Raw genomic sequence first — 17,886 nt, 5'->3', positions numbered from 1 at the left:
GCCGGTTCATCCGGTCCGCCGGAGCAGGGGGCGCAGCAGGACGTGCAGGGGACGCCGCTCGCGGTGATGGCGCAGGGCGAGAGGGCGCACCAAGTAGGCCCGGTCGAGGAGGCGCTCGGCTATGCGGTCGGCGTGCGGCAGGTCCGCCGAGCGGGCGGCCTGGCGGGCGAGGAAGAGGTAGAAGCCGGACAGGTCCCGGCCCAGGGCCCGCTCCTGCGCCGGGAACACGAGGCGCGCGGCCGCGTCGAGCGCCGCGTCGTCCCGGGCCGCCGTCTGCGCGGCGAGCCGCCGCAGCCCGTCCGCGTCGACGATCTTTCCCGCCACGAGCTGCTGCGCCGCCTCCCACACCTCGGCCTTCATGCGGACCCGGGCCGGTTCGTCGGTGAGGCCGTGCTCGGTGAACAGGCGGGAGAGGCGGACCAGGGCGCTGCCCAGGCTGTCGGTCCCCGCCGCGTACTCGACGGCGATCCTGACCGTGGCGGTGCGGGCGGCCGTACGGTGCCGGGAGTGCTGCGGCACCGCGTCCAGCGCCTCGATCGCGGCGGCACTGGCGCGCGGCCCGCCGAGCGCGAGCCGCGCCCGCGCCGCCCCGAACGCGGCGCTGCCGAGCGACGGGTTGCGCAGCCGCACCGCCTCGTAGAGTTCGAGCGCCTCGTGGTGGCGGCCGAGCCGCTCGGCGCAGTGCCCGAGGGCGAGCTTGGGCGCGTATTCGCCGGGGATCGCCCCGTAGACCTGGTCGAAGTGATCGCGGGCCACGGTGACGTCGTCGTGGGCGAGCGCGAGGAGGCCGCGGTGCCAGTCGATCCGCCAGTCGTGCCGCGCCCGCTCCGCTCCTATGGCGTCGGCGGCGGCGCCCAGCTCCTGCTCGGCGAGTTCGAGGCCGGCCGGATCGGTCTCACCGCGCAAGGCGACGCGGAGCGTCAACCGGCAGCGCAGCAAGTGCACTTCGGGCGACGCCCGCCAGTCCGCGGTGTTCTGCAGCAGCGCCGCCGGGTCGGCGTCGGCGAGGCGGCTGATCTCGGCGTGGTGGGCGTCGTGCGGGTCGGGCCGGGGCGCGGGCAGGCTCGCGGCGGCCTCGGCTGCGGCGGGCGGTTCGTGCAGCGGACCCGGCGGGTCCTCGCCGGGCGGAACGGCCCAGCGGGGCAGCGGGGGAGCGGTGCCGAGCCCGCTGTCGAGGGCGTACGGCGACTGCAGGAACAGCGGCGACGGCTCGAATGTCTCGTCCCCGGTCCGCAAGGACCGCAACTCCCGCCATACGCCGCGTAACTGGGACTCCATCTCGCGGGCGTCGGCGAACCGGTCGGCGGGCGCGGACCGGGTGGCGCGCCGCAGCACGCGCGCGAGGGAGAGCAGACCGAGCCCCCCGGGCGCGGGCGTGGTCGTCGTCAGCGCGGTACGGGCGGCCAGTGGATCGCCCTCGCGCAGCCGGTCGAGGGCGCCGAGCGGGCCGAGGTCACGGGCGTGCTCCCCGAGCCCGCACAACCTGCGCAAGGTCTCGCCGAGCCCGAACAGATCGTCCTGCGGCTGACTGGCGCCCGCCACGTCGGCGGGCCTGAGCCGCACGTTCGGGGCGCGAAAGCCGTACGTCGTCAGCCCTGGCGCGCCCGCGGCCCGGATGGACCCCACGTCGACGACCTTGATGGCGGCCCCGTCGTGCATCACGTTCTGCGGCTTCAGATCCCCGTACACGAGCGCGGCGGTAGCGGGCCGGGAGTGCAGGTGATCAAGGGCAGACAGGATCCGCACCCCGTACGCGAGCACGAACTCGTGGAAGCGGGACCCGCCGAACCGCCCCGGGTCGAACCGGGCGAGCGCCCGCACCTCGTCCAGGTTGAGCCCGTCCACGTACGGCAGGACGAGGAAGTCGCCGACCGCCTCATGGCTGCCGTAGTTGAAGACGGGGATGATGCCCTCGTGATTGAGGTCGGCGAACGCCTGCCGCTCCTCGGCCAACGCGTGGTCGGCCAGCGCCAGTTGGCCCGGCCGCAGCGTCTTCACGGCGACCTCGCGGTTGTCGACCTTCTCGTCGCGCGCCAGATACACGTCCCCCATCCCGCCGAGCCCCAGCCGCCGCACCACCCGGTACTGCCCGGCCAGCAACGCGTCCGGCGCGAGCCCCGGCCGCCGGTCCTCCGCGTCACCCGCCACCGGATCCCGCGGCCGGATCTCCGGCAACGCCGTGACATCGGGCCCTTCCGCGGGCAGCTCGACATCGGCGTCACGCGGCCTGTCCGGCGGCGGCATGACGAACAACGGCCCCGATCCCGAGGAGTCCCCCTCCATGGCGTCCCACAATAGGTGCGGGGCGGGGGTGGTGAACCCTGAACGACTGTGTGGATTCGGTGCGACGCCCGAGCTCCCCCGGCCCTTCCGATTCCCAGCCCCTCTGGCTGGCAGCCCCTCCGGTTCCCAGCCCTTCAGGTTCCCAGCCCCTCCGATTCCCTAAGCCCCTCCGATTCCCTAAGCCCCTCCGATTCCCTAAGCCCCTCCGGCGATTGAGGAGCGGGGTCCGGGGCGGAGCCCCGCGTCAGTGACCGAGCAGCGCCGCAAGCTGATCGAGCTGAGCCGGATCCTCCAGCGCGGACCCGACGGCGACCACCCGAGCCCCGGCAGCCAAATAAGCGGACGCGCTCCCCGCATCCACACCCCCCGTGGCAACGAACGGCACCTCAGGAAACGGCCCCCGCATCGCCCGGAACCACTCCACCCCGAGCACACTCGCCGGAAACGCCTTCAGCCAGGTCAGCCCGTGCGCCCGCGCGGCCTGCACATCGGTGGCCGTGGCGACCCCGGGCAGATGCGGCAGCCCGGCCTCGACACTGGCCCGCGCCACCCCCGCGTCGAACCCCGGCGCGACGGTGAACACGGCACCGGCCGCGACCGCCCGCTCCAGCCGCTCGACGGAGGTGACGGTCCCCGCGCCGACCGGCTTGCCCCGCTCGGCCCCGGCGGCGACGACCGCGGCGAGCGCCCGCCCGGCGGCCTCGTCCTGCACGGGCACCTCGACGCACTCGATGCCGAGATCCCATGCCCGTACGGCCAGTTCGACGGACTTGTCGGGGGACATGCCACGCAGGATCGCCATGACGGGTACGCGGCCGAACAGGTCGTCGAAGGTCGGGTCTGCCCCGGGTTTCACGGACGCCATCCCAGCTCCTTGGAGATCGTCTCGGCGGTGGCGGCCAGATCGGGCAGCACACCGGTTTCGAGGGCGGCAAGATCCGCCTTGGCCTTGAGCGCGGTCACGGACACGGCGGCGACCACGTCCCCGCCGCTGTCCCGGACGGGAACGGCGACGCAGTTCACGTACTCCTCGTACTCCCCGTCGTCGACGGCCCACCCGCGCGCCCGGGTCACGTCGAGAACGCCGCGACAGGCGACGGAGTCGGTGAGCGTCGTGCCGGTGCGCGGCGCGAAGTCGCACCCCGCGAGCAGCGCGTCGGCGCGTTCGCGCGGCAGGAACGCGAGGATCGCCTTGGCGACCCCGGCGGTGTGGAGCGGGACCGGCCGCCCGATCTCGGCGTAGAGCCGGACCCCGTCGACCGGGTCGACCTTGTCGACGTAGACGATCTGATGCCCTTCGAGGGCGGCCAGCAGCACCGTGTGCCCGCACCGCTCCCCGAGGCCGCGCAGATGCGCCCCCGCGATGTCCTTGATCCCGAACTGTTCGCGCGCGAGCTGGGCGAGCCCGGCGAGCCGGTGCCCGACCGCGTACCGCCCGTCGGGCAGCCGCCGCGCGAGCCCGCCGTCGGTGAGCGACTCCAGGATGCGCAACGCGGTCGACCGGTGCACGCCCAGGTGCTCGCCGACCTCGGTCTGGGTGCGGGGTCTGCGGGCGACGAATTCAAGGATGTCGATGGCGCGCCGGACGGTCTGCGACACGGGTCAGCCCCTTTCCGTGACAGGTACGTAGTCCTCGACGCTGAGGAGGGTGCGCCCGGCGAGCCGATGCCCGAGGGCGAGCCGGTCGCGCGGGCCGGCACCGTTCAGCAGCCCGCTGAGATACCCGGCGGCGAACGCGTCCCCGGCGCCGACGGCCTCGACGACGTCCACGACGGGCGCGGCGACGAAGTGCGTGCCGTCAGGACCGAACTCGGTGGCGCCGACGCCCCCGTCCTTGACGACGAGGGTGCTTGCTCTTCCGGGCCGGAGATGCCGACGAACGGCATCGGCGTCGGGTGTGCCCCAGAGGACCTCGGCTTCATCGCGCCCGACGAGTACGAGGTCGGCGAGGTCGGCGAGTTCCTGAAGGCTGTCGGCGGCTTGCCGCGCTGAAGTCCACAAAGCAGGCCGGTAGTTGACGTCGAACGACACGAGGGTGCCGCTGTCCCGGGCCCGCGCGATCAACGTCCGCACGAGCGCGCCGCACCCCTCGGACAAGGCGGGCGTGATCCCGGTGAGGTGGAGCAGCCGGATGCCGCGCAGGTGTACGCGGTCGGCGTCGGCGACGGACATCCGGGAGGCGGCGGACCCGGCGCGGTAATAGTGCACGCGGGTGCCGTCGGGCCCGGGGTCCTTGAAGTAGACGCCGGTGCGCGCGCCGGAATCGACCTCGACCCCGCTGACATCGACCCCCCGGGCCCCCACCACCCGCACGATCCGCCGCCCGAACGGATCGTCCCCGACGCGGCTGACCCAGGCGGCCCGGTGCCCGAGATCGGCGAGGTACTGAGCGACGGTCGACTCGGCCCCGGCCACGGCGAGCCGCAGCTCCCGGCTGTCTTCGAGGGGGAGCCCGTCGACGGGCCCGACCTGCGCCATCGTCTCGCCGAGACAGAGGACGGCGGCGGGGGTGCCGGCACCGGGCATGTGGGATTCCCTTCTGGGCGTGCATGAACAACACGAGGGACCGTAGCAACGCCTGCGCAACAGGTGTGCACATGTTGCAACACCCACGCGAAATGCCGATGCGTGAAGCGGCGTGAGGGGACGATGATGCGCCCATGCCGATCGAGATCGCCCCCGTCATCGAGCCGGGCACGCTGGCCGCGACCCCGCAACCGACCCTGCGCACAGCGGATGGTGAACTACACCTGCGCCGCTTCGAGTTGACGGACGCGGCGGTCGTCCACGCGGCCTTCCAGGACCCGGCCCTGAGCTACTGGCACGCCCGCACCATGGCGACGTTGGACGAGGCCGAGACATGGGTGCGGACCGCTCGCGAAGGCTGGGCCAAGGAGACGGCGGCCCAATGGTTCGTGACCCGTGCGACCGACGGGGCCCCGCTCGGCCGGATGGCGCTGCGGGAGATGGACCTGCTGGAGGGCCTGGCGGAAGCCGCCTACTGGATGCTCCCGGAGGCAAGGGGCCGGGGTGTGGCCCCGCGGGCTCTGCGGGCGCTGACGGAATGGGCCTGGGCGACGGGCTTCCACCGCCTGGAGGTACTCCACTCGACACGGAACGAGCCGTCGTGCCGCGTGGCGCTGAAGGCCGGATACGAGCCGGAGGGGACGCGCCGCAGCTCGGCGCTGCACACGGACGGCTGGCACGACATGCACGTCCACGTGAGGATCGCGCCCGCGCGGGGGCCCGAAGCCGTCGCCTGACCCCGTGATCTGAGTACGTCATCTGAGTAGGCGCGCTCAGGCGACGGCCCGGCGAACCGACGACCCTGAACCCATGAATCAGCACCCGCGCAGCACCCGCACCCCTCTCCGCCAGGCGCTCTCCGCCCTGATCATGGCCGTGATCGCGGGCGCGGCATGGGCCGCATGGCTGGGCTGGGACCAGCACCGCGACATCGGCGCGGACGGCACGGAGACGGGCCCGTACGAGGTGTGGCAGGTCCTCGCCCTGGTGGCGACCCTGCTGCTCCCGGTGGTCTGGGCGGCGTCCCGCGACCACGTCCCCGGCGCGGTGATCGGCACGACGGCGGGCCTGACGATCGCCGCGTTCATCGACTGGTCGGACGACGCGAGCGGCCTGTACGGGGTAGGGGTCATGATGCTGCTGCTCGGCAGCCTGGCGGCGACGACGGTGGTGTCGACGGTGGTGAAGGCGGCCTGGGGCCGAGGCGACTCCCCGGACAACCACGTAACGGCGTGACGACGTGACGCCACAATGAGGGAGTGCCGACACCGACAAGGAAACCGACGCCCCTCCTCCTCTGCAACGACCCGCTGCGCCCCACCCGCTGCGACCCGCATTTCGCCCCGCAGGCGACAGCGGCCCGCGAGGCCGGCGCCTCCGTGGCGTTCATCGACCACGACGACCTGCTGGCCGGCCGCACGGAGGAAGCGATCCGCAGGGTCCCGGGCGATCTGGGCGCGGCCTGGTACCGGGGCTGGATGATCCCGTCGGCGACGTACGAGGCGCTGGACACGGCACTTCGCGCCCGGGGCACCCACTTGTGCACGACACCGGCGATGTACAGAACGGCGCATGAACTACCCGGCTGGCACCGCGCCCTCTCCGCCCACACACCACAGTCCGCGTACGCCCCCTGCGCCCCGAACGACCCACCCACGACGGCGACCCTGTCGAACCTGACGGCAGCGCTGCCGCCCGGCCCGGGCGTGGTGAAGGACTACGTGAAGTCCCGCAAGCACGACTGGACCGAGGCCTGCTACCTCCCCGACCTGACCGACACGGCGGCGGTCCACAAGGTGGTGACCCGCTTCGTGGAACTCCAGGGCGACGACCTGGCGGGCGGCGTGGTCCTGCGCGCGTACGAGGACTTCGACCGCACGCTGGGCGAGGCGAGGGTCTGGTGGCTGGACGGCACCCCGTTCCTCACAACCCCCCACCCGGACACCCCGACCCTGCACCCGTCCCCACCCCTGGACGCGCTCCGCCCCCTGATCGCGCGACTGGACGCCCGCTTCCTCACGACAGACCTGACCCGCCGCACGGACGGCACGTGGCGAGTGATCGAGGTCGGAGACGGCCAGGTAAGCGACCTCCCTTCCGGGACGGACCCGGCGGAACTGCTGGGGCCGTTGCTCGCGCAAGCTTGACCCCAGGGCGAGTCACAAGCCGAGCGTGTCGAGCATGTGATCGTCCAGCTCGGTGACGAAGTCCTCACGTCGCCACGGCTTCAGATCACGCCGGGCCTGTCGAAGCCGCATGGAGGCCACACGGCCTCCCGCGGAAGCGGTGGCGTCGACGCAGTCGTGCAGGAGGACAGCCGCCGCCTGCGGATCGTCGAGGCGAATGCACGCGGCCGCCTGGTCCGTCGTCACGATCGCGCGTTGCACCCGCTCCCTGGGCCCGGACAGTGAGGTCGCTGAGCGGACGAAGCAGGCGTGCGCCTCGGACGGGTCGCCGACGTACAGCGACGTCACTCCTTCGAAGCCCCGTAGATGTGCGGGGGAGAAGCTGACGGTCGCCGCCGCGGGGTCGCCGTCGCGATTGTTGTCCATGTCGTACCAGGCGAGCGCGAGTGCCGCCCTCGCGTGGTTGCCGGCCCCGGTCCGAGCGGCGACCTCCGCCTGCACCGCGTGAGCGCGGGCGCGAACGGTCCCGCTCTCCCCGGACCGAGCGTCACGCACAGCCGCGTCCACCAGCGTCCTCGCGCCATCGAGTCCTGAGGCCGAGTAGAGCGTCACGAGCGCGTGACTGAGGTGCACCATGGCTCGCCGCCAGGCCGCGCCGGTAGCCCCCGCTGCCGTCGTGGCCTCGGTGTACAGGGACCGTGACGCCTGATCGTCGTGGGTCTCGAACGCGAACCGTCCAGCAAGGGTGTACGCATGCGCCGCGACCGCCCGCAGATCCGGAAGGAAGGCGGCCGGGACGGGCGCTGTCCCGTCGAGCAGGCGTCGGCACGACTCGACGACGGGCGCGAGACAGAGCTGAAGCCGTACGAACGGGACGCTGCCGACCTGGTCGTTGACGTCCGTGATGGCGATGCGCAGCGCGGCGATCAGACCCTCGTCCACACGGGTCGGGTCGGCCAGCGCCGACGCGAGTGCGTTTTGAGCAGTGGGCCCCAGCAGTGCGAGCAGCCCGCTGCCGGTCTCCGTGGCCGTACGCGCGAACAGGATGCGCACCTCTTGGAGCTGCCGCTCGCCCTCGCCGAGGTGCGCGAGCGCGTCGAGCAGTTCGGCGAAGTCCGAACCCGGGCCGAGCGCCATGTGCCCGTCGGCGTCGCGCGCGTACGAGTGCGCGAGCAGGATCTGGTAGCGCCCGCTGGGCAGGACCGGCGCCGTTCGGCTCTCCCAGCGCGCGACGGAGCGCTGCACGCCGTCGAGGCTGGCGTCGAGTGGCTGTCCGAGGTGTGCGGAGGCGTCGATCAGGGCCCGGGCGGTATCCCGCAGGGACCAGCCGTGACGTTGTCGGAGTCTTTTGAGCGTGGCCGCACCGAGGGCGCTGTCGTGAGTGCTCACGGCTGCATCATGCCCACCCGGCCGGGTCAGACGGGCACGATCAACCGCGGTATGCCTCGATGCGCCCCGTAGTCGATCGTCTGCCAGGTTCCGGACGTGCCCTTCGGGCCTTCCACCGGAAACCCGATGACCATGTCGGAACGGTCGACCATCCATCGGTTCCGCGCGTGGTACGCGGCGGTCCGCAGTTCCGCAGCGCCCAACTCGACTAGTTCGGCGATCCGTTCGCGGCACTCGTACATCACCCGCTGCGCCTCGGTCGGTTGCTGCACCACCGCGCCCGGCACGACGACCGTGATCCGCGATGCCGAGTTCCGGGCCAGCCATAAGAGGGCCAGGCTGTCGACCCCCTTCGCGCCGCCGACGTAGAAATGAGATGCACCGCTGTCGGCGAAGGGGCCCAGGTAGCGAGCGAAGAGCCCCGCGTACCAGGTGACTTCTCGGTGCCCGGTTGACCGCGTGCCGGTGATCGTGATGGTCAGAGACATGATCAACTCCGTGTCATAGGTTGTCATATCCCCCGTTGCGCCACTTTGCGGTGGGATCGAGGCATGGAAGCGAACACCGCAGCCATTCTTGCGGAGCAACGTGCGGCGCATCAGGTCGGACCGCCCATACAGCGGCCACGCGAAAGACGCTTCGATCTCCGATCGGTGTCCGTCGGGCACGCGCGGTCGTTCGTCATCGACGGTCTCTCCGGCCGGCTGTCGAACGACCGGATCGACGACGTGAAGGTCTGCGTCTCCGAACTCGCCACGAATGCCATCAGGTACAGCAGCCGCAGTCACCCGGGTGACTGCTTCCTCGTCCATGTGGCGCGGTGTGCCGAGCGGTTGCGCGTAGAGGTGCGCGATGGTGGCGGCGTCGGAGGCGTGGCCCCGCACGTGCGATGGCCCGCCGATGACGACTCCGCGGGGCGCGGGCTCTTCCTCGTGGCGGCCTTGGCGGACGACTGGGGTGTACGGCGCAACACGGACTCCGGATACACCGTCTGGATCGAGTTCCGGACGACCCCGCCCACCGGCTGCGAGACAGGACGCGAGGTGACGGTCATCACACCGCGCACCCCGACCGAACCACAGAAAGGTTCCACGATGTTCGACCACGCGGAACGCATTCCCACAGGTACCGCCATCCCGACGGGACTTCCCACGCCACCGCCCTGGGGACTCGGCCGGCTCGTCCCGTACCCGTCCGCCAGGACGTCTCAGCACACTCGCGCGGAGATCGACGCGGAGTCGCAGACCGCCCGTTACTTCGATGCGGGCGGCGTCCCGGTCGCCGCACCTGGGCACGGCACGAGCAGTGGCACCAACCCGTCGACCGGCACGTCTCCCGACGGCCACGGCGGCGGCGACACGGACACCGGCAACGACACCGACCAGTGACACAGGACAACGGCAACGGCAACGGCATCGACAACGAGGTACGACCGGTCGCCGTCGTCACGATCGACGACGACCCGACCGCCGATCTCGTGATCACCGAACTGCACGGCCGGGGCATCCCCGTCGTGCGCTTCGACAGCGGCCATTTCCCCGCCACCCTGTCCTGCTCCGCCCGCATCGGCGGTGGCACGGCTGGCTGGCGGGGGGATCTCGCGACGCAAACCCGTGTCGCCGCACTCGACGGTGTACGAGCGCTGTACTACCGCCGCCCATCCGGATTCAGCTTCCCGCACCTCGACACACAGGACGCCCGCTTCGCCGCCGCACAGGCCCGGTACGGACTCGGCGGCGTTCTCGTCTCGCTCCCCGGCTGCCTGTACGTCAATCACCCGAACCGCATCGGGGACGCCGAGTACAAGCCGGCGGGGCTGGCGGCGGCGGCCACCTGCGGCTTCATCCTGCCGCCGAGACTGATCACCAACCGGCCGGACGACGCCCGCGCGTTCATCGCGCGACATCGGAACGAGGGCGGCCGGGTGATCTATAAGCCGCTCGCGGTGCCGCTGTACCTCGTGGACGGCCAGGCGCGGACCGTACTCGTCGACGAAGTCACCGAGGACCGGATCGACGACGGTATCGCCGGGACCATGCACCTCTTGCAGGCCCGGGTGGAGAAGGTCGCCGATGTACGAGTGACCGTGATCGGCCGACGGATTTTCGCGGTGCGCATCGACTCGGGCCTGCTCGACTGGCGCACCGACTACAGCACGCACACCTACACGCGGCTCAACGTTCCCCCGCCCGTGGAGCACGCACTGTTCGCATACCTGCGGCACTTCGGGCTCGTCTTCGGCGCGTTCGACTTCACTCTCTCCGCCGATGGCACGTGGACCTTCATCGAGTGCAACCCGTCGGGGCAGTGGGCATGGCTCGAACCGCCGACCGGCCTGCCCATGACGACGGCGCTGGCCGACCTCTTGGAACGAGGCACCCACCCATGACACACCCCTGCTCCCTCGAACCAGCCGCCACCGAGCTACGCCAGAGGCTCGCCGACCGCTTGTGCACCGAGGGACGGTCGAAGTTTTTGGCATGGCGCGCCGCCATCGCTTCGGTCCCCCGCCACGAATTCGCCCCCCGGTTCTACGTCCCGACCGACACTCCGCTCGGTGCTCCCACGACGACGTACGTACCGATCACTCGCGAACTCGTCGACACCGACGCATGGCTACGACGGATCTACAGTGACGCAACGCTGATCACGCAGTTCGACGGGCGAGACATCGACTGGTCGAAGCCGCAACTGATCCACGGCGCCTCACCGACCTCCTCGTCCACGCTGCCGTCCTTGGTAGTGCAGATGCTCGACGCGCTGGAGGCCGAGGACGACGGGACTACGGTCACCGAATACGGCACCGGCACCGGCTACTCGACCGCGCTGATGTGCGACCGGTTCGGCGCGGAGAGGATCACGTCGGTCGAAACGGACCCCGGAGTCGCCGACCGAGCCCGCGCGGCCCTCGGACTCTGCGGCTACGCCCCACGACTGATCGTCGGGAACGGGCTCGTCGGCACCGGTCGCAAGGACTTGGCGGCACGAACGATCGCCACGATGGGCGTACGCGGCATCCCCTGGGCATGGCTGCGCGAGACGGAACCGGGCGGATAAACGTGGCCACGCTACGCGGCTGGCTGCGCTCGCTGGGCCTAGTACGACTGAGCGTCCTCGACGGACAGAACGCGACGGGCCGCTTCATCGCAGCGGACCCCGCGTTCATGATGGCGCGACAACAGCAGGCCCCGACCAACCTCGTCCTTCTCCCTGGCGACGACGAAGGCACCACGCGCGAGACGGCATACGGGCCGGAGACGCTGCACACCCCCGGCACCGCTTTCGTGACCCAACTCGCGCTTCCGGGCGCCCGCACCTTCGACATGCCGGACGCCGACGGGCGCACACGCACGTTCATCCTGGACACCACGAACGCCTCCTTCGCGGTGCTTTCCCCAGCCGGCACCAACTGGACGGTCCGCGAGGGCGGCCCCGCACAGCTCTGGAGGGAGGTCGAACGGTCCCTCGCTCAATGGCAAGCAGCCGGCTCACCACCCGCAACCGCGTTCAGCGTGACGATTGCTGTGGACCGCCAGCGGGTGTGGCTGGACGATGCCGAGAACGGACCGTGCTGGCAGTTGCCGGTAGTACCGAGAGAAACACGGAGACGACAGCAAAACTAACGGGCAAACCTGCGACACCCGCCTTAGGAGTTCGATCTAGGGGGCGTCTTGCTCGGCCGTCGTGACGACTGTACGGACGCCTGAGGCCGGTCGGAGCCACCGTCGTTCGCTGCCGTTGAGGTCAGCCGTGGATGACAGACGACAGGGCTGGACTCGGCCAGGGGAGCCCATCAGGAGACGCAGACAAAGGCCGACCCGCTCGAACGAAGTTGGCGTACTCGTCCTGGACCACGCCCTCGTTGACCCATCTCTTGCGCACCGCGCCCGTGACCTCCTCGGCGGCAGCCAGGCCGCTCAAGGGGGCCTGGACGGTGGCAACGAGACGGCCGAAGTCTTCCTCCTCGGCGTCAGTATCGAAGGCTGGGAACGCACCCAGGTCGAAGAAGCTCTCGTGGCCCACGTCCTCAACGGTGTGGACATAGACCTCGTAAGCCCCCCGCGCTGGGCGGACCTCGACGTAGCTGACGCCGCTTCGGCCGGCAGCTGTGACCGGCCCAAGGAACTGCTCAACTTAAGGCACCGACAGGGAAAAACTCCGTCAGGTATCGCACTCTGCGCACCCTACTGAGCGAACCCACTCAACGGGAACGGACGCCCTTAGCTTGGGAAGCTCAGATTATTAAGGGTGAAGCTTCCCCGTGGTTCCCCGCCCCACCTGGCACGGGTCTGGCACGACCTGAGTGGCGAGGCAGCCGGCCCTTGTCGCACCCCGGGTCCCGGCCTTTACCGTGCGGACGACCTCACCACTCAACAGGCTATGCCTTCTGATCTGTAGCTCGACAGAGAGCGGTGGACCAGGATCGCACCGGTCGCATCAAGGACCCTCTGAGGGGCTGACGGTCACAGTTGGTTGTCCTGGTAGCTGTACTTCGCTGCTGTACAGCTACCACCGCATGCTGTACAGCTACCACCGCAGGCGAGCTAATGCGGGAAGAATGGGGTGGCTGACGGTCCCGTTGTCGGCATCGTGTTCTGAGGTCCTAGACGTGGCCACCGCCTACGCGCCTGTCAGACGGCGTTATTACCCAGGGCGGACCGGGCCGCCTCCATAAATTCAGAGCGGCTTCGATGGATCTCTTCCATTGCCGATTGTGCGCTCGAGCGATCGACGTCCATAAGGGCTGAATTGGCGTTCAGATTTTGACGAACTTGCGGTTCAGTGAGTTGTGACAGGAGCTGGGCCATAGTCGTCGTCGCATCTTCCATGCGCTGCCAGTATGCGACAGCCCTATTCATGGCGGCCCGCTCGCCTTCGAGTTCAACCATAGTGATGCATTCACTTACTCTTTCAAGTAGGGCATTGATAGATTCAGCCCTCTCAAGCAGCGAATCGATATCTATGATCTTGCTGTGCATTACCTCCCAAATGGCTTTTTTCGCCTTATTTGCCTCATTAATGAGATCGACGTAGGTTGTGCGGCTCACCTCGCGATGACGCGTGCGGTGTTGCTCTTGGAGGTCCAGGGCTTGGCTCGCCCTCTGCCCTGTGAGCTGTGTTCGGGCAACTTTGACTCCCAGCAAGCCGGTAGCGAGTGCACCAGCTACAGCGCCTGCCACTGCGCCGCCGGCGCCAACGAGTGCGATGTAGGTCTGCGACATAGGTTGATCTTCTCGAAGACTCGACCATCGAGTCAGTGAGTTGGCGGCTTCGGCGGGGTCCTAGCGAGAGAGTCAAGACCTATCTTCTTGCCCTGAGTCTTATCGGGGGATCTTGGCGGCCTGCATCTCTGCAACTCAAGGGCCTGGTCGCGACTACCTGACTGGTCGTCATTGGTCGTTGACGGCCGGTGTTGAGCGGCTTCGGGCGGCCCAGGCTGCTTCGCCAGGGGCACCGGCAGTCAAGAGGGACGTACGCGCCATGGTGGGAACTCTGTCCGGTTCTAGCCGCTACTTGACCTGCGCATATGCCATTACGCTGTGCCCTCATGGGGAAAGCCATGCGCCTGTACTGGGGATACATCGCGGTTGCGGCACTCGTAGTCGCCTGGACCCAACAATGGGCCCTTCCAATCGTCGCTGCCTTGTCCATCGCGGTCTTCGCCTACGCCTCCTTCCAGGTGCCGGTCTGGTGTGGAGCGGTCAATCGCGACGGCAGGACATACTGCCGGAACAACGCCTACGGCGTACTGATGGGGTGCCGAAACCGCCAACACCGTTGGCAGAAGCTTAAGATGATCGTGCTGCGGAGCAAGGTCGGGGACATGGGTCGCGCCGTCTTCCCGACCGCTAAAGAGAAGTTCAACGCCGTCCTTGCTGTAGGAGGCCTCCTCTCCGCCATCGCGGCGGTAATAGTTCCTGTCGTGACAGGAAACTGACTGCCCCACCCGCTTTCGGCCCGAGACACCTTGGGCTGCTCACGGTCGGTCTTGCGAGCCGTCGTAGCACGAGTCCCCGCGGGCGCCAATCCCGTACTTGAGTCGCGGCCGGTCGATCACGGGCGCCTTCTGATGCACGTCTACATGCAGGTCGATCGCGAGTGGGCGTACGGCCGTATCGAGGTCCTACGCGGGCAGGGCAACTTGTCTGCGGCTGCTGTAGCTGCGGTACTTCGCTGCTGTACTGCTGGTGAGAGGCAGGTTGCACAAAACCCTGAGGGGGGCGCATGCAATGGTCGACGCTCGCGGCTACAGGCGTGGGCACAGTGCTCGGCGTACTCGCCACGCTCATTGCCGATCATGTCCGCTGGCGGCGCGACCGTTCGGAGCGTGACCGCGACACTCTGCGCGCCGCCTTCACGGAGTACCTCACGTCCCTCTCGACAGCCAAGGATGCATTCTCCCGGGCAGCGCCTGCACCTGAACGTATTGGCCAGGGGCATGTCGCGATCGGCGAGCACGGTGTCTACGCAGCACAACAGCAACTGGAACTAGTGGCGCAACCGACACTCGTCACCAAGGCCGGTCGCGCCACCCTCGCCGTGCTCGACTTTCATGACGCGGTGGTTGCCGGCCACGCCGCGAACTCTCTTGCGTACGTCCGGGCTTGGCGATCCGCCCGCCAGACTCGGGCCACGCTGATCGAAGAGATGCGGAAGACTTTGCAACGGACCTGAAGTACCAAGCGGTCGCCAGCTTGGGAAGCTCAGCTGATTAGGCGAAGTTGGGCGTCTGGCCTGCGGTGGAGTGACCTGACGGCTCTCGATGCCGGTGGCTTGTTGCCCGCTGTTCCCCCTAGTTTCCCGCCCAACCTGGCACGGATCTGGCATGGACTTGAGCGGTGAGGCAGCCGGCCCTTGTCGCACCCCGGGTCCCGGCCTTTACCGTGCGGACGACCGCACCACTCAACAGGCTATGCCTTCTGGCTCGTAGCCGGGCGAAGTCGAGCGTTGCCCCTTGCTGTGCTTACCCCGATCGTAAGGATCGCTACTAGGGACACACCATTGGTGGTGGCGCTCACGGCTCCTGATAGTGGCGGCCAAGCGATCATCAGGATGAGGACAATGACAACTGCCCACGGGTAGCGCGGTGGGTTTGACAGATGCCTTGGGGTTGGGGCAAGACTCACTCTTGGACCTCCGGGTTCGTAGCCCATCACGCAGCTTGTTCTTGAAGGGTCCGAGCCGCGTGGTGGGCTTCTGCTGTCCTGAGCATCGTGCCGTGGGCGTGCGTCCAGCAGGGCGAGTTCCGGCTCTGATGCAGGTGGCCCGTGAGGTGTACGGGGGTCTATTACGTATTGCGTGCGTAATAGATAATCGGCCACTCATGTTTTCCCAGTTCAGGGCGTCAAGTTCGTCGTACCTGCGGACCTTCATTGCGCTCAATGCCAGGTCATATAGCTATCGCTATCCCGCGCAAGCCCGAGGAACCCCGAGGAACCCCACAGAAAAAAGTGTTTCGAATTCGCTGGTCAAATGGTGTGATACCGCCACTGCAGCAGCTGGCGACCCATCGCTCTCCCGCCACCTATCCCGTCCGCCGCCGAGCCACGCACCGCGGATTAGAGCCTCGTGAGAGCAGCCGCGATCGCAGGCCGCTCAAGGTTAGTGCCCCACAACGGGTATCCGACTGAGCATGCTTGTTCTGATCTGCATCGTCAGTCGTCCGTCGTCGTAGTCGTTGCATCAGTTTCGGCGTCGGCCGTACGGCTATCACCGCCAGTCCACTCATGAACGAAGCCTGGTACGCCGAGGATGATTGCCGGTACTGCGAGCGCCCACCACCAGAGGGTGGAGCCGCCTTGGACGGCGGCCCAGGTACCGAGCGCGATACCTCCGCCACCGAGGACGATGCCCAGACCGACGCCTACTCCGTCTCTGCGGAACGTATCCTCGCGTAGGCAAGCCTGCTTGTACTTCGCTACCGTCGCCTCAACCTGAGATTGAAGCGTGGCCTTGGCCGATCCTTCGTCTGGGAGGGTGTCCAAAGCCGCAATCTCTGCTGTGAGTCGTGCCATGATCGTGTCTGATCTCGCTCGACGATTCGAGCGAGCAGTAAAGAATCCTGTGAGTACTGCGATAGCCACAGGTGAGAATGCAGTTGCGGCCTGAGTGATCGAGTTGAGTTCCACCGGACCCCCGTTACTGAACAGTGCCTTGGACAACTAAAATAGCGGCTGCTGATGTCCTCGTTTTTGCAGCCAATCAGCCATTTCTCAGCAGCTGCTCACGTACGCGCGTGCAGCCTCTGGGCTGAGATTGAGAGGCATGCGGTGGGCGGCACGGTTGCGGACCTTACTGAGTTCCAAGATTGAGATCTTGATGTTCTGCGGAAGGTTCAGACGTTCAAGCAGCCGAGTGATGGGCACGGCCCCACGTTCGGATGTCCCGAGTTCCAGTGCCTCTAGCCGTCGAAGCTCAGACTCTACGTGCCACCATGCTGCAATAGCAGCCGACTCTGGCTGTGCCGCGGCGTAGGACAGCAGCAGTTCTTCGTGGTTCATCCTCTCTGTTCGGATCCGCACGTTGGCGGCTTTAGTGGGTTTCTCATTGGAGTCGAGTTGATTGGGCGCGTCGCCTCCTGAGAGTTCGTTGTTGAGAACCGCCACCTCTGCGCCCGTGCTCGCCTCGATGATCTCTCCAGAGAACTCGGCATCAATGCCGGGTGCGCTCAAGGCCTTTACTCTGCGGATCAGGTCGCTTAGTTGGCTCCGAAACCCGTAGATGATCGCAACTGTTGCGGTCGGCCATATGAGGACCTTGAGGTAATCGAGTATCAGTCTGGCAACTTCCACACGCGCATCATGCCGCAGCGCATGGTGCGGCGCTGGCCACCTGCAAATCTTGGTGGAGACGTGCGGCGGCTAGCGAGACTCCCCCTTCACCACAACCCACCCCTGCTCCCATCCCGTCCGCCGTCGACCCACACGCCCGCTTGGCTCTGCCTGGGGCGACGGTGGACGGGATGGGAGCCCGCCACGCTCACCACGATGGGCCCGCGGCCGGGAACGGCGCCCCCTCCCACCCGGTGTCGGCCGATCCCCCCGCCGGAGGCATGTCCTTGACCGTGGGCCGCGAACATAGGGTGCTCGACTCTTGGCCCTATCCATATGTGGGCGGGCGTCGGCGCAGCAGGGGCGGAGCGGGCCGAAGGCAGGAGCGCAGCCCCAGGCGGAGCCGGGAAGCCCGCCCGGCGGAGCGGAGCGCAGCCGGGTGCTTGAACCAGTAGAGAGGGTTGTAACTCAGTGCCTCTCGTGGGGTGCATGCGCCTACGTGTCGAGTTCATTGCTGCTCCCGCTGGCGCCGTTCGTGTAGAGCTCCGCGTGACCGTAAGGCCGTCCTCGCTGTCGTGAACTACGACCCGGTGCGCGAGTGCGCTGACCATCCTTGGTCCCCGGCCGTGTAGGGCGTCGTCGTCTGCGTGCTCGACCTTGGGGTCCGTGCCCGTGCCGCCCTCGTCGGTCACCGGCAGGACGATTGCCTGTGGGGAGAGTCGCTGAGTCCGTCGGCATCCGTGTCGTCCGGCTCCACAGCGCGAGGCCATGAGTCACACGGGTCGGCTGCT

At 68.3% G+C, this 17,886-nt stretch carries 19 protein-coding genes and 1 pseudogene; 9 read left to right on the top strand and 11 right to left on the bottom strand.

Annotated features, from left to right (window positions below):
- Positions 1-6: 6 nt before the first annotated feature.
- The 4 genes from C1N81_RS22090 to C1N81_RS22075 all read right to left on the bottom strand — a co-directional run bounded on the left by C1N81_RS22090 (position 7) and on the right by C1N81_RS22075 (position 4,809).
- A complete protein-coding gene (locus C1N81_RS22090) occupies positions 7-2,283 on the bottom strand; it encodes a tetratricopeptide repeat protein (protein WP_394431696.1) in 2,277 nt (758 codons plus the stop codon).
- Positions 2,284-2,527: 244 nt separating this feature from the next.
- Positions 2,528-3,148, bottom strand: coding sequence for a bifunctional 4-hydroxy-2-oxoglutarate aldolase/2-dehydro-3-deoxy-phosphogluconate aldolase (locus C1N81_RS22085; RefSeq protein ID WP_394431694.1), 621 nt, complete (start codon positions 3,146-3,148; stop codon positions 2,528-2,530).
- The gene (locus C1N81_RS22080; RefSeq protein ID WP_394431692.1) at positions 3,136-3,882 is read right to left on the bottom strand and encodes an IclR family transcriptional regulator; all 747 of its coding nucleotides are present in this window, start codon (positions 3,880-3,882) and stop codon (positions 3,136-3,138) included. Before C1N81_RS22080 ends, C1N81_RS22085 begins: the two co-directional genes overlap by 13 nt.
- A 3-nt stretch (positions 3,883-3,885) precedes the next feature.
- The gene (locus C1N81_RS22075; protein ID WP_394431690.1) at positions 3,886-4,809 is read right to left on the bottom strand and encodes a sugar kinase; all 924 of its coding nucleotides are present in this window, start codon (positions 4,807-4,809) and stop codon (positions 3,886-3,888) included.
- 134 nt (positions 4,810-4,943) lie between these two features.
- On the opposite strand from C1N81_RS22075, the gene C1N81_RS22070 reads away from it, so the two are divergent.
- The 3 genes from C1N81_RS22070 to C1N81_RS22060 all read left to right on the top strand — a co-directional run bounded on the left by C1N81_RS22070 (position 4,944) and on the right by C1N81_RS22060 (position 6,956).
- A complete protein-coding gene (locus C1N81_RS22070) occupies positions 4,944-5,546 on the top strand; it encodes a GNAT family N-acetyltransferase (RefSeq protein WP_394431688.1) in 603 nt (200 codons plus the stop codon).
- Between the two features lie 73 nt (positions 5,547-5,619).
- The gene (locus C1N81_RS22065) at positions 5,620-6,045 is read left to right on the top strand and encodes a hypothetical protein (protein ID WP_394431686.1); all 426 of its coding nucleotides are present in this window, start codon (positions 5,620-5,622) and stop codon (positions 6,043-6,045) included.
- Positions 6,046-6,068: 23 nt separating this feature from the next.
- On the top strand, positions 6,069-6,956 hold the full coding sequence (locus tag C1N81_RS22060; protein ID WP_394431684.1) for an ATP-grasp domain-containing protein: 888 nt from the start codon (positions 6,069-6,071) through the stop codon (positions 6,954-6,956).
- 12 nt (positions 6,957-6,968) lie between these two features.
- On the opposite strand, the gene C1N81_RS22055 is transcribed toward C1N81_RS22060, so the two are convergent.
- Together C1N81_RS22055 and C1N81_RS22050 are read right to left on the bottom strand one after the other, a co-directional pair.
- A complete protein-coding gene (locus tag C1N81_RS22055; protein ID WP_394431682.1) occupies positions 6,969-8,324 on the bottom strand; it encodes a hypothetical protein in 1,356 nt (451 codons plus the stop codon).
- A gap of 26 nt (positions 8,325-8,350) precedes the next feature.
- The gene (locus C1N81_RS22050; protein ID WP_394431680.1) at positions 8,351-8,812 is read right to left on the bottom strand and encodes a hypothetical protein; all 462 of its coding nucleotides are present in this window, start codon (positions 8,810-8,812) and stop codon (positions 8,351-8,353) included.
- Between the two features lie 165 nt (positions 8,813-8,977).
- On the opposite strand from C1N81_RS22050, the gene tgmA reads away from it, so the two are divergent.
- The 4 genes from tgmA to C1N81_RS22030 are packed head-to-tail and all read left to right on the top strand — an operon-like array spanning position 8,978 to position 11,947.
- A complete protein-coding gene (gene tgmA, locus C1N81_RS22045) occupies positions 8,978-9,712 on the top strand; it encodes a putative ATP-grasp-modified RiPP (protein WP_394431678.1) in 735 nt (244 codons plus the stop codon).
- Positions 9,709-10,713 carry an ATP-grasp ribosomal peptide maturase gene (gene tgmB, locus C1N81_RS22040; RefSeq protein WP_394431676.1) on the top strand — a complete coding sequence of 335 codons (1,005 nt, stop codon included), beginning with the start codon at positions 9,709-9,711 and terminating at the stop codon, positions 10,711-10,713. The genes tgmA and tgmB overlap by 4 nt, the downstream gene beginning before the upstream one ends.
- On the top strand, positions 10,710-11,381 hold the full coding sequence (locus C1N81_RS22035) for a methyltransferase domain-containing protein (protein WP_394431674.1): 672 nt from the start codon (positions 10,710-10,712) through the stop codon (positions 11,379-11,381). Before tgmB ends, C1N81_RS22035 begins: the two co-directional genes overlap by 4 nt.
- 2 nt (positions 11,382-11,383) lie before the next feature.
- On the top strand, positions 11,384-11,947 hold the full coding sequence (locus C1N81_RS22030) for a methyltransferase domain-containing protein (protein ID WP_394431672.1): 564 nt from the start codon (positions 11,384-11,386) through the stop codon (positions 11,945-11,947).
- A gap of 121 nt (positions 11,948-12,068) precedes the next feature.
- On the opposite strand, the gene C1N81_RS22025 is transcribed toward C1N81_RS22030, so the two are convergent.
- Together C1N81_RS22025 and C1N81_RS22020 are read right to left on the bottom strand one after the other, a co-directional pair.
- A complete protein-coding gene (locus C1N81_RS22025; RefSeq protein WP_394431670.1) occupies positions 12,069-12,347 on the bottom strand; it encodes a hypothetical protein in 279 nt (92 codons plus the stop codon).
- 608 nt (positions 12,348-12,955) lie between these two features.
- The gene (locus C1N81_RS22020) at positions 12,956-13,546 is read right to left on the bottom strand and encodes a hypothetical protein (RefSeq protein ID WP_394431668.1); all 591 of its coding nucleotides are present in this window, start codon (positions 13,544-13,546) and stop codon (positions 12,956-12,958) included.
- A 326-nt stretch (positions 13,547-13,872) separates the two neighbouring features.
- Here C1N81_RS22020 and C1N81_RS22015 point away from each other — a divergent pair, with 326 nt between their 5' ends.
- Entirely contained in the window at positions 13,873-14,262 is a 390-nt protein-coding gene (locus tag C1N81_RS22015; RefSeq protein ID WP_394431667.1) for a hypothetical protein, read from the top strand.
- Positions 14,263-14,549: 287 nt separating this feature from the next.
- Complete coding sequence (locus tag C1N81_RS22010) at positions 14,550-14,999, top strand: hypothetical protein (protein ID WP_394431666.1); 450 nt, start codon at positions 14,550-14,552, stop codon at positions 14,997-14,999.
- A 980-nt stretch (positions 15,000-15,979) separates the two neighbouring features.
- On the opposite strand, the gene C1N81_RS22005 is transcribed toward C1N81_RS22010, so the two are convergent.
- The 3 genes and pseudogenes from C1N81_RS22005 to C1N81_RS21995 form a co-directional block, all read right to left on the bottom strand.
- Positions 15,980-16,453, bottom strand: a complete 474-nt coding sequence (locus C1N81_RS22005; RefSeq protein WP_394431665.1) for a hypothetical protein — start codon at positions 16,451-16,453, stop codon at positions 15,980-15,982.
- A gap of 84 nt (positions 16,454-16,537) precedes the next feature.
- A complete protein-coding gene (locus C1N81_RS22000) occupies positions 16,538-17,116 on the bottom strand; it encodes a hypothetical protein (protein ID WP_394431663.1) in 579 nt (192 codons plus the stop codon).
- 527 nt (positions 17,117-17,643) lie between these two features.
- Positions 17,644-17,796: pseudogene (locus C1N81_RS21995) on the bottom strand (ATP-binding protein); the annotation flags it as partial.
- Positions 17,797-17,886 lie beyond the last annotated feature (90 nt).

This window comes from Streptomyces sp. SGAir0957 (assembly GCF_043523415.1).
The sequence above is the reverse complement of the archived record's forward strand: the minus strand, read 5'-3'. Positions and strand labels throughout refer to the sequence as shown.

Coding starts and splice junctions, on each gene's coding strand:
- C1N81_RS22090 (WP_394431696.1), bottom strand. CDS start 2,283: ATGGAGGGGGACTCCTCGGGATCGGGGCCGTTGTTCGTCATGCCGCCG.
- C1N81_RS22085 (WP_394431694.1), bottom strand. CDS start 3,148: ATGGCGTCCGTGAAACCCGGGGCAGACCCGACCTTCGACGACCTGTTC.
- C1N81_RS22075 (WP_394431690.1), bottom strand. CDS start 4,809: ATGCCCGGTGCCGGCACCCCCGCCGCCGTCCTCTGTCTCGGCGAGACG.
- C1N81_RS22070 (WP_394431688.1), top strand. CDS start 4,944: ATGCCGATCGAGATCGCCCCCGTCATCGAGCCGGGCACGCTGGCCGCG.
- C1N81_RS22065 (WP_394431686.1), top strand. CDS start 5,620: ATGAATCAGCACCCGCGCAGCACCCGCACCCCTCTCCGCCAGGCGCTC.
- C1N81_RS22050 (WP_394431680.1), bottom strand. CDS start 8,812: ATGTCTCTGACCATCACGATCACCGGCACGCGGTCAACCGGGCACCGA.
- C1N81_RS22035 (WP_394431674.1), top strand. CDS start 10,710: ATGACACACCCCTGCTCCCTCGAACCAGCCGCCACCGAGCTACGCCAG.
- C1N81_RS22020 (WP_394431668.1), bottom strand. CDS start 13,546: ATGTCGCAGACCTACATCGCACTCGTTGGCGCCGGCGGCGCAGTGGCA.
- C1N81_RS22015 (WP_394431667.1), top strand. CDS start 13,873: ATGGGGAAAGCCATGCGCCTGTACTGGGGATACATCGCGGTTGCGGCA.
- C1N81_RS22010 (WP_394431666.1), top strand. CDS start 14,550: ATGCAATGGTCGACGCTCGCGGCTACAGGCGTGGGCACAGTGCTCGGC.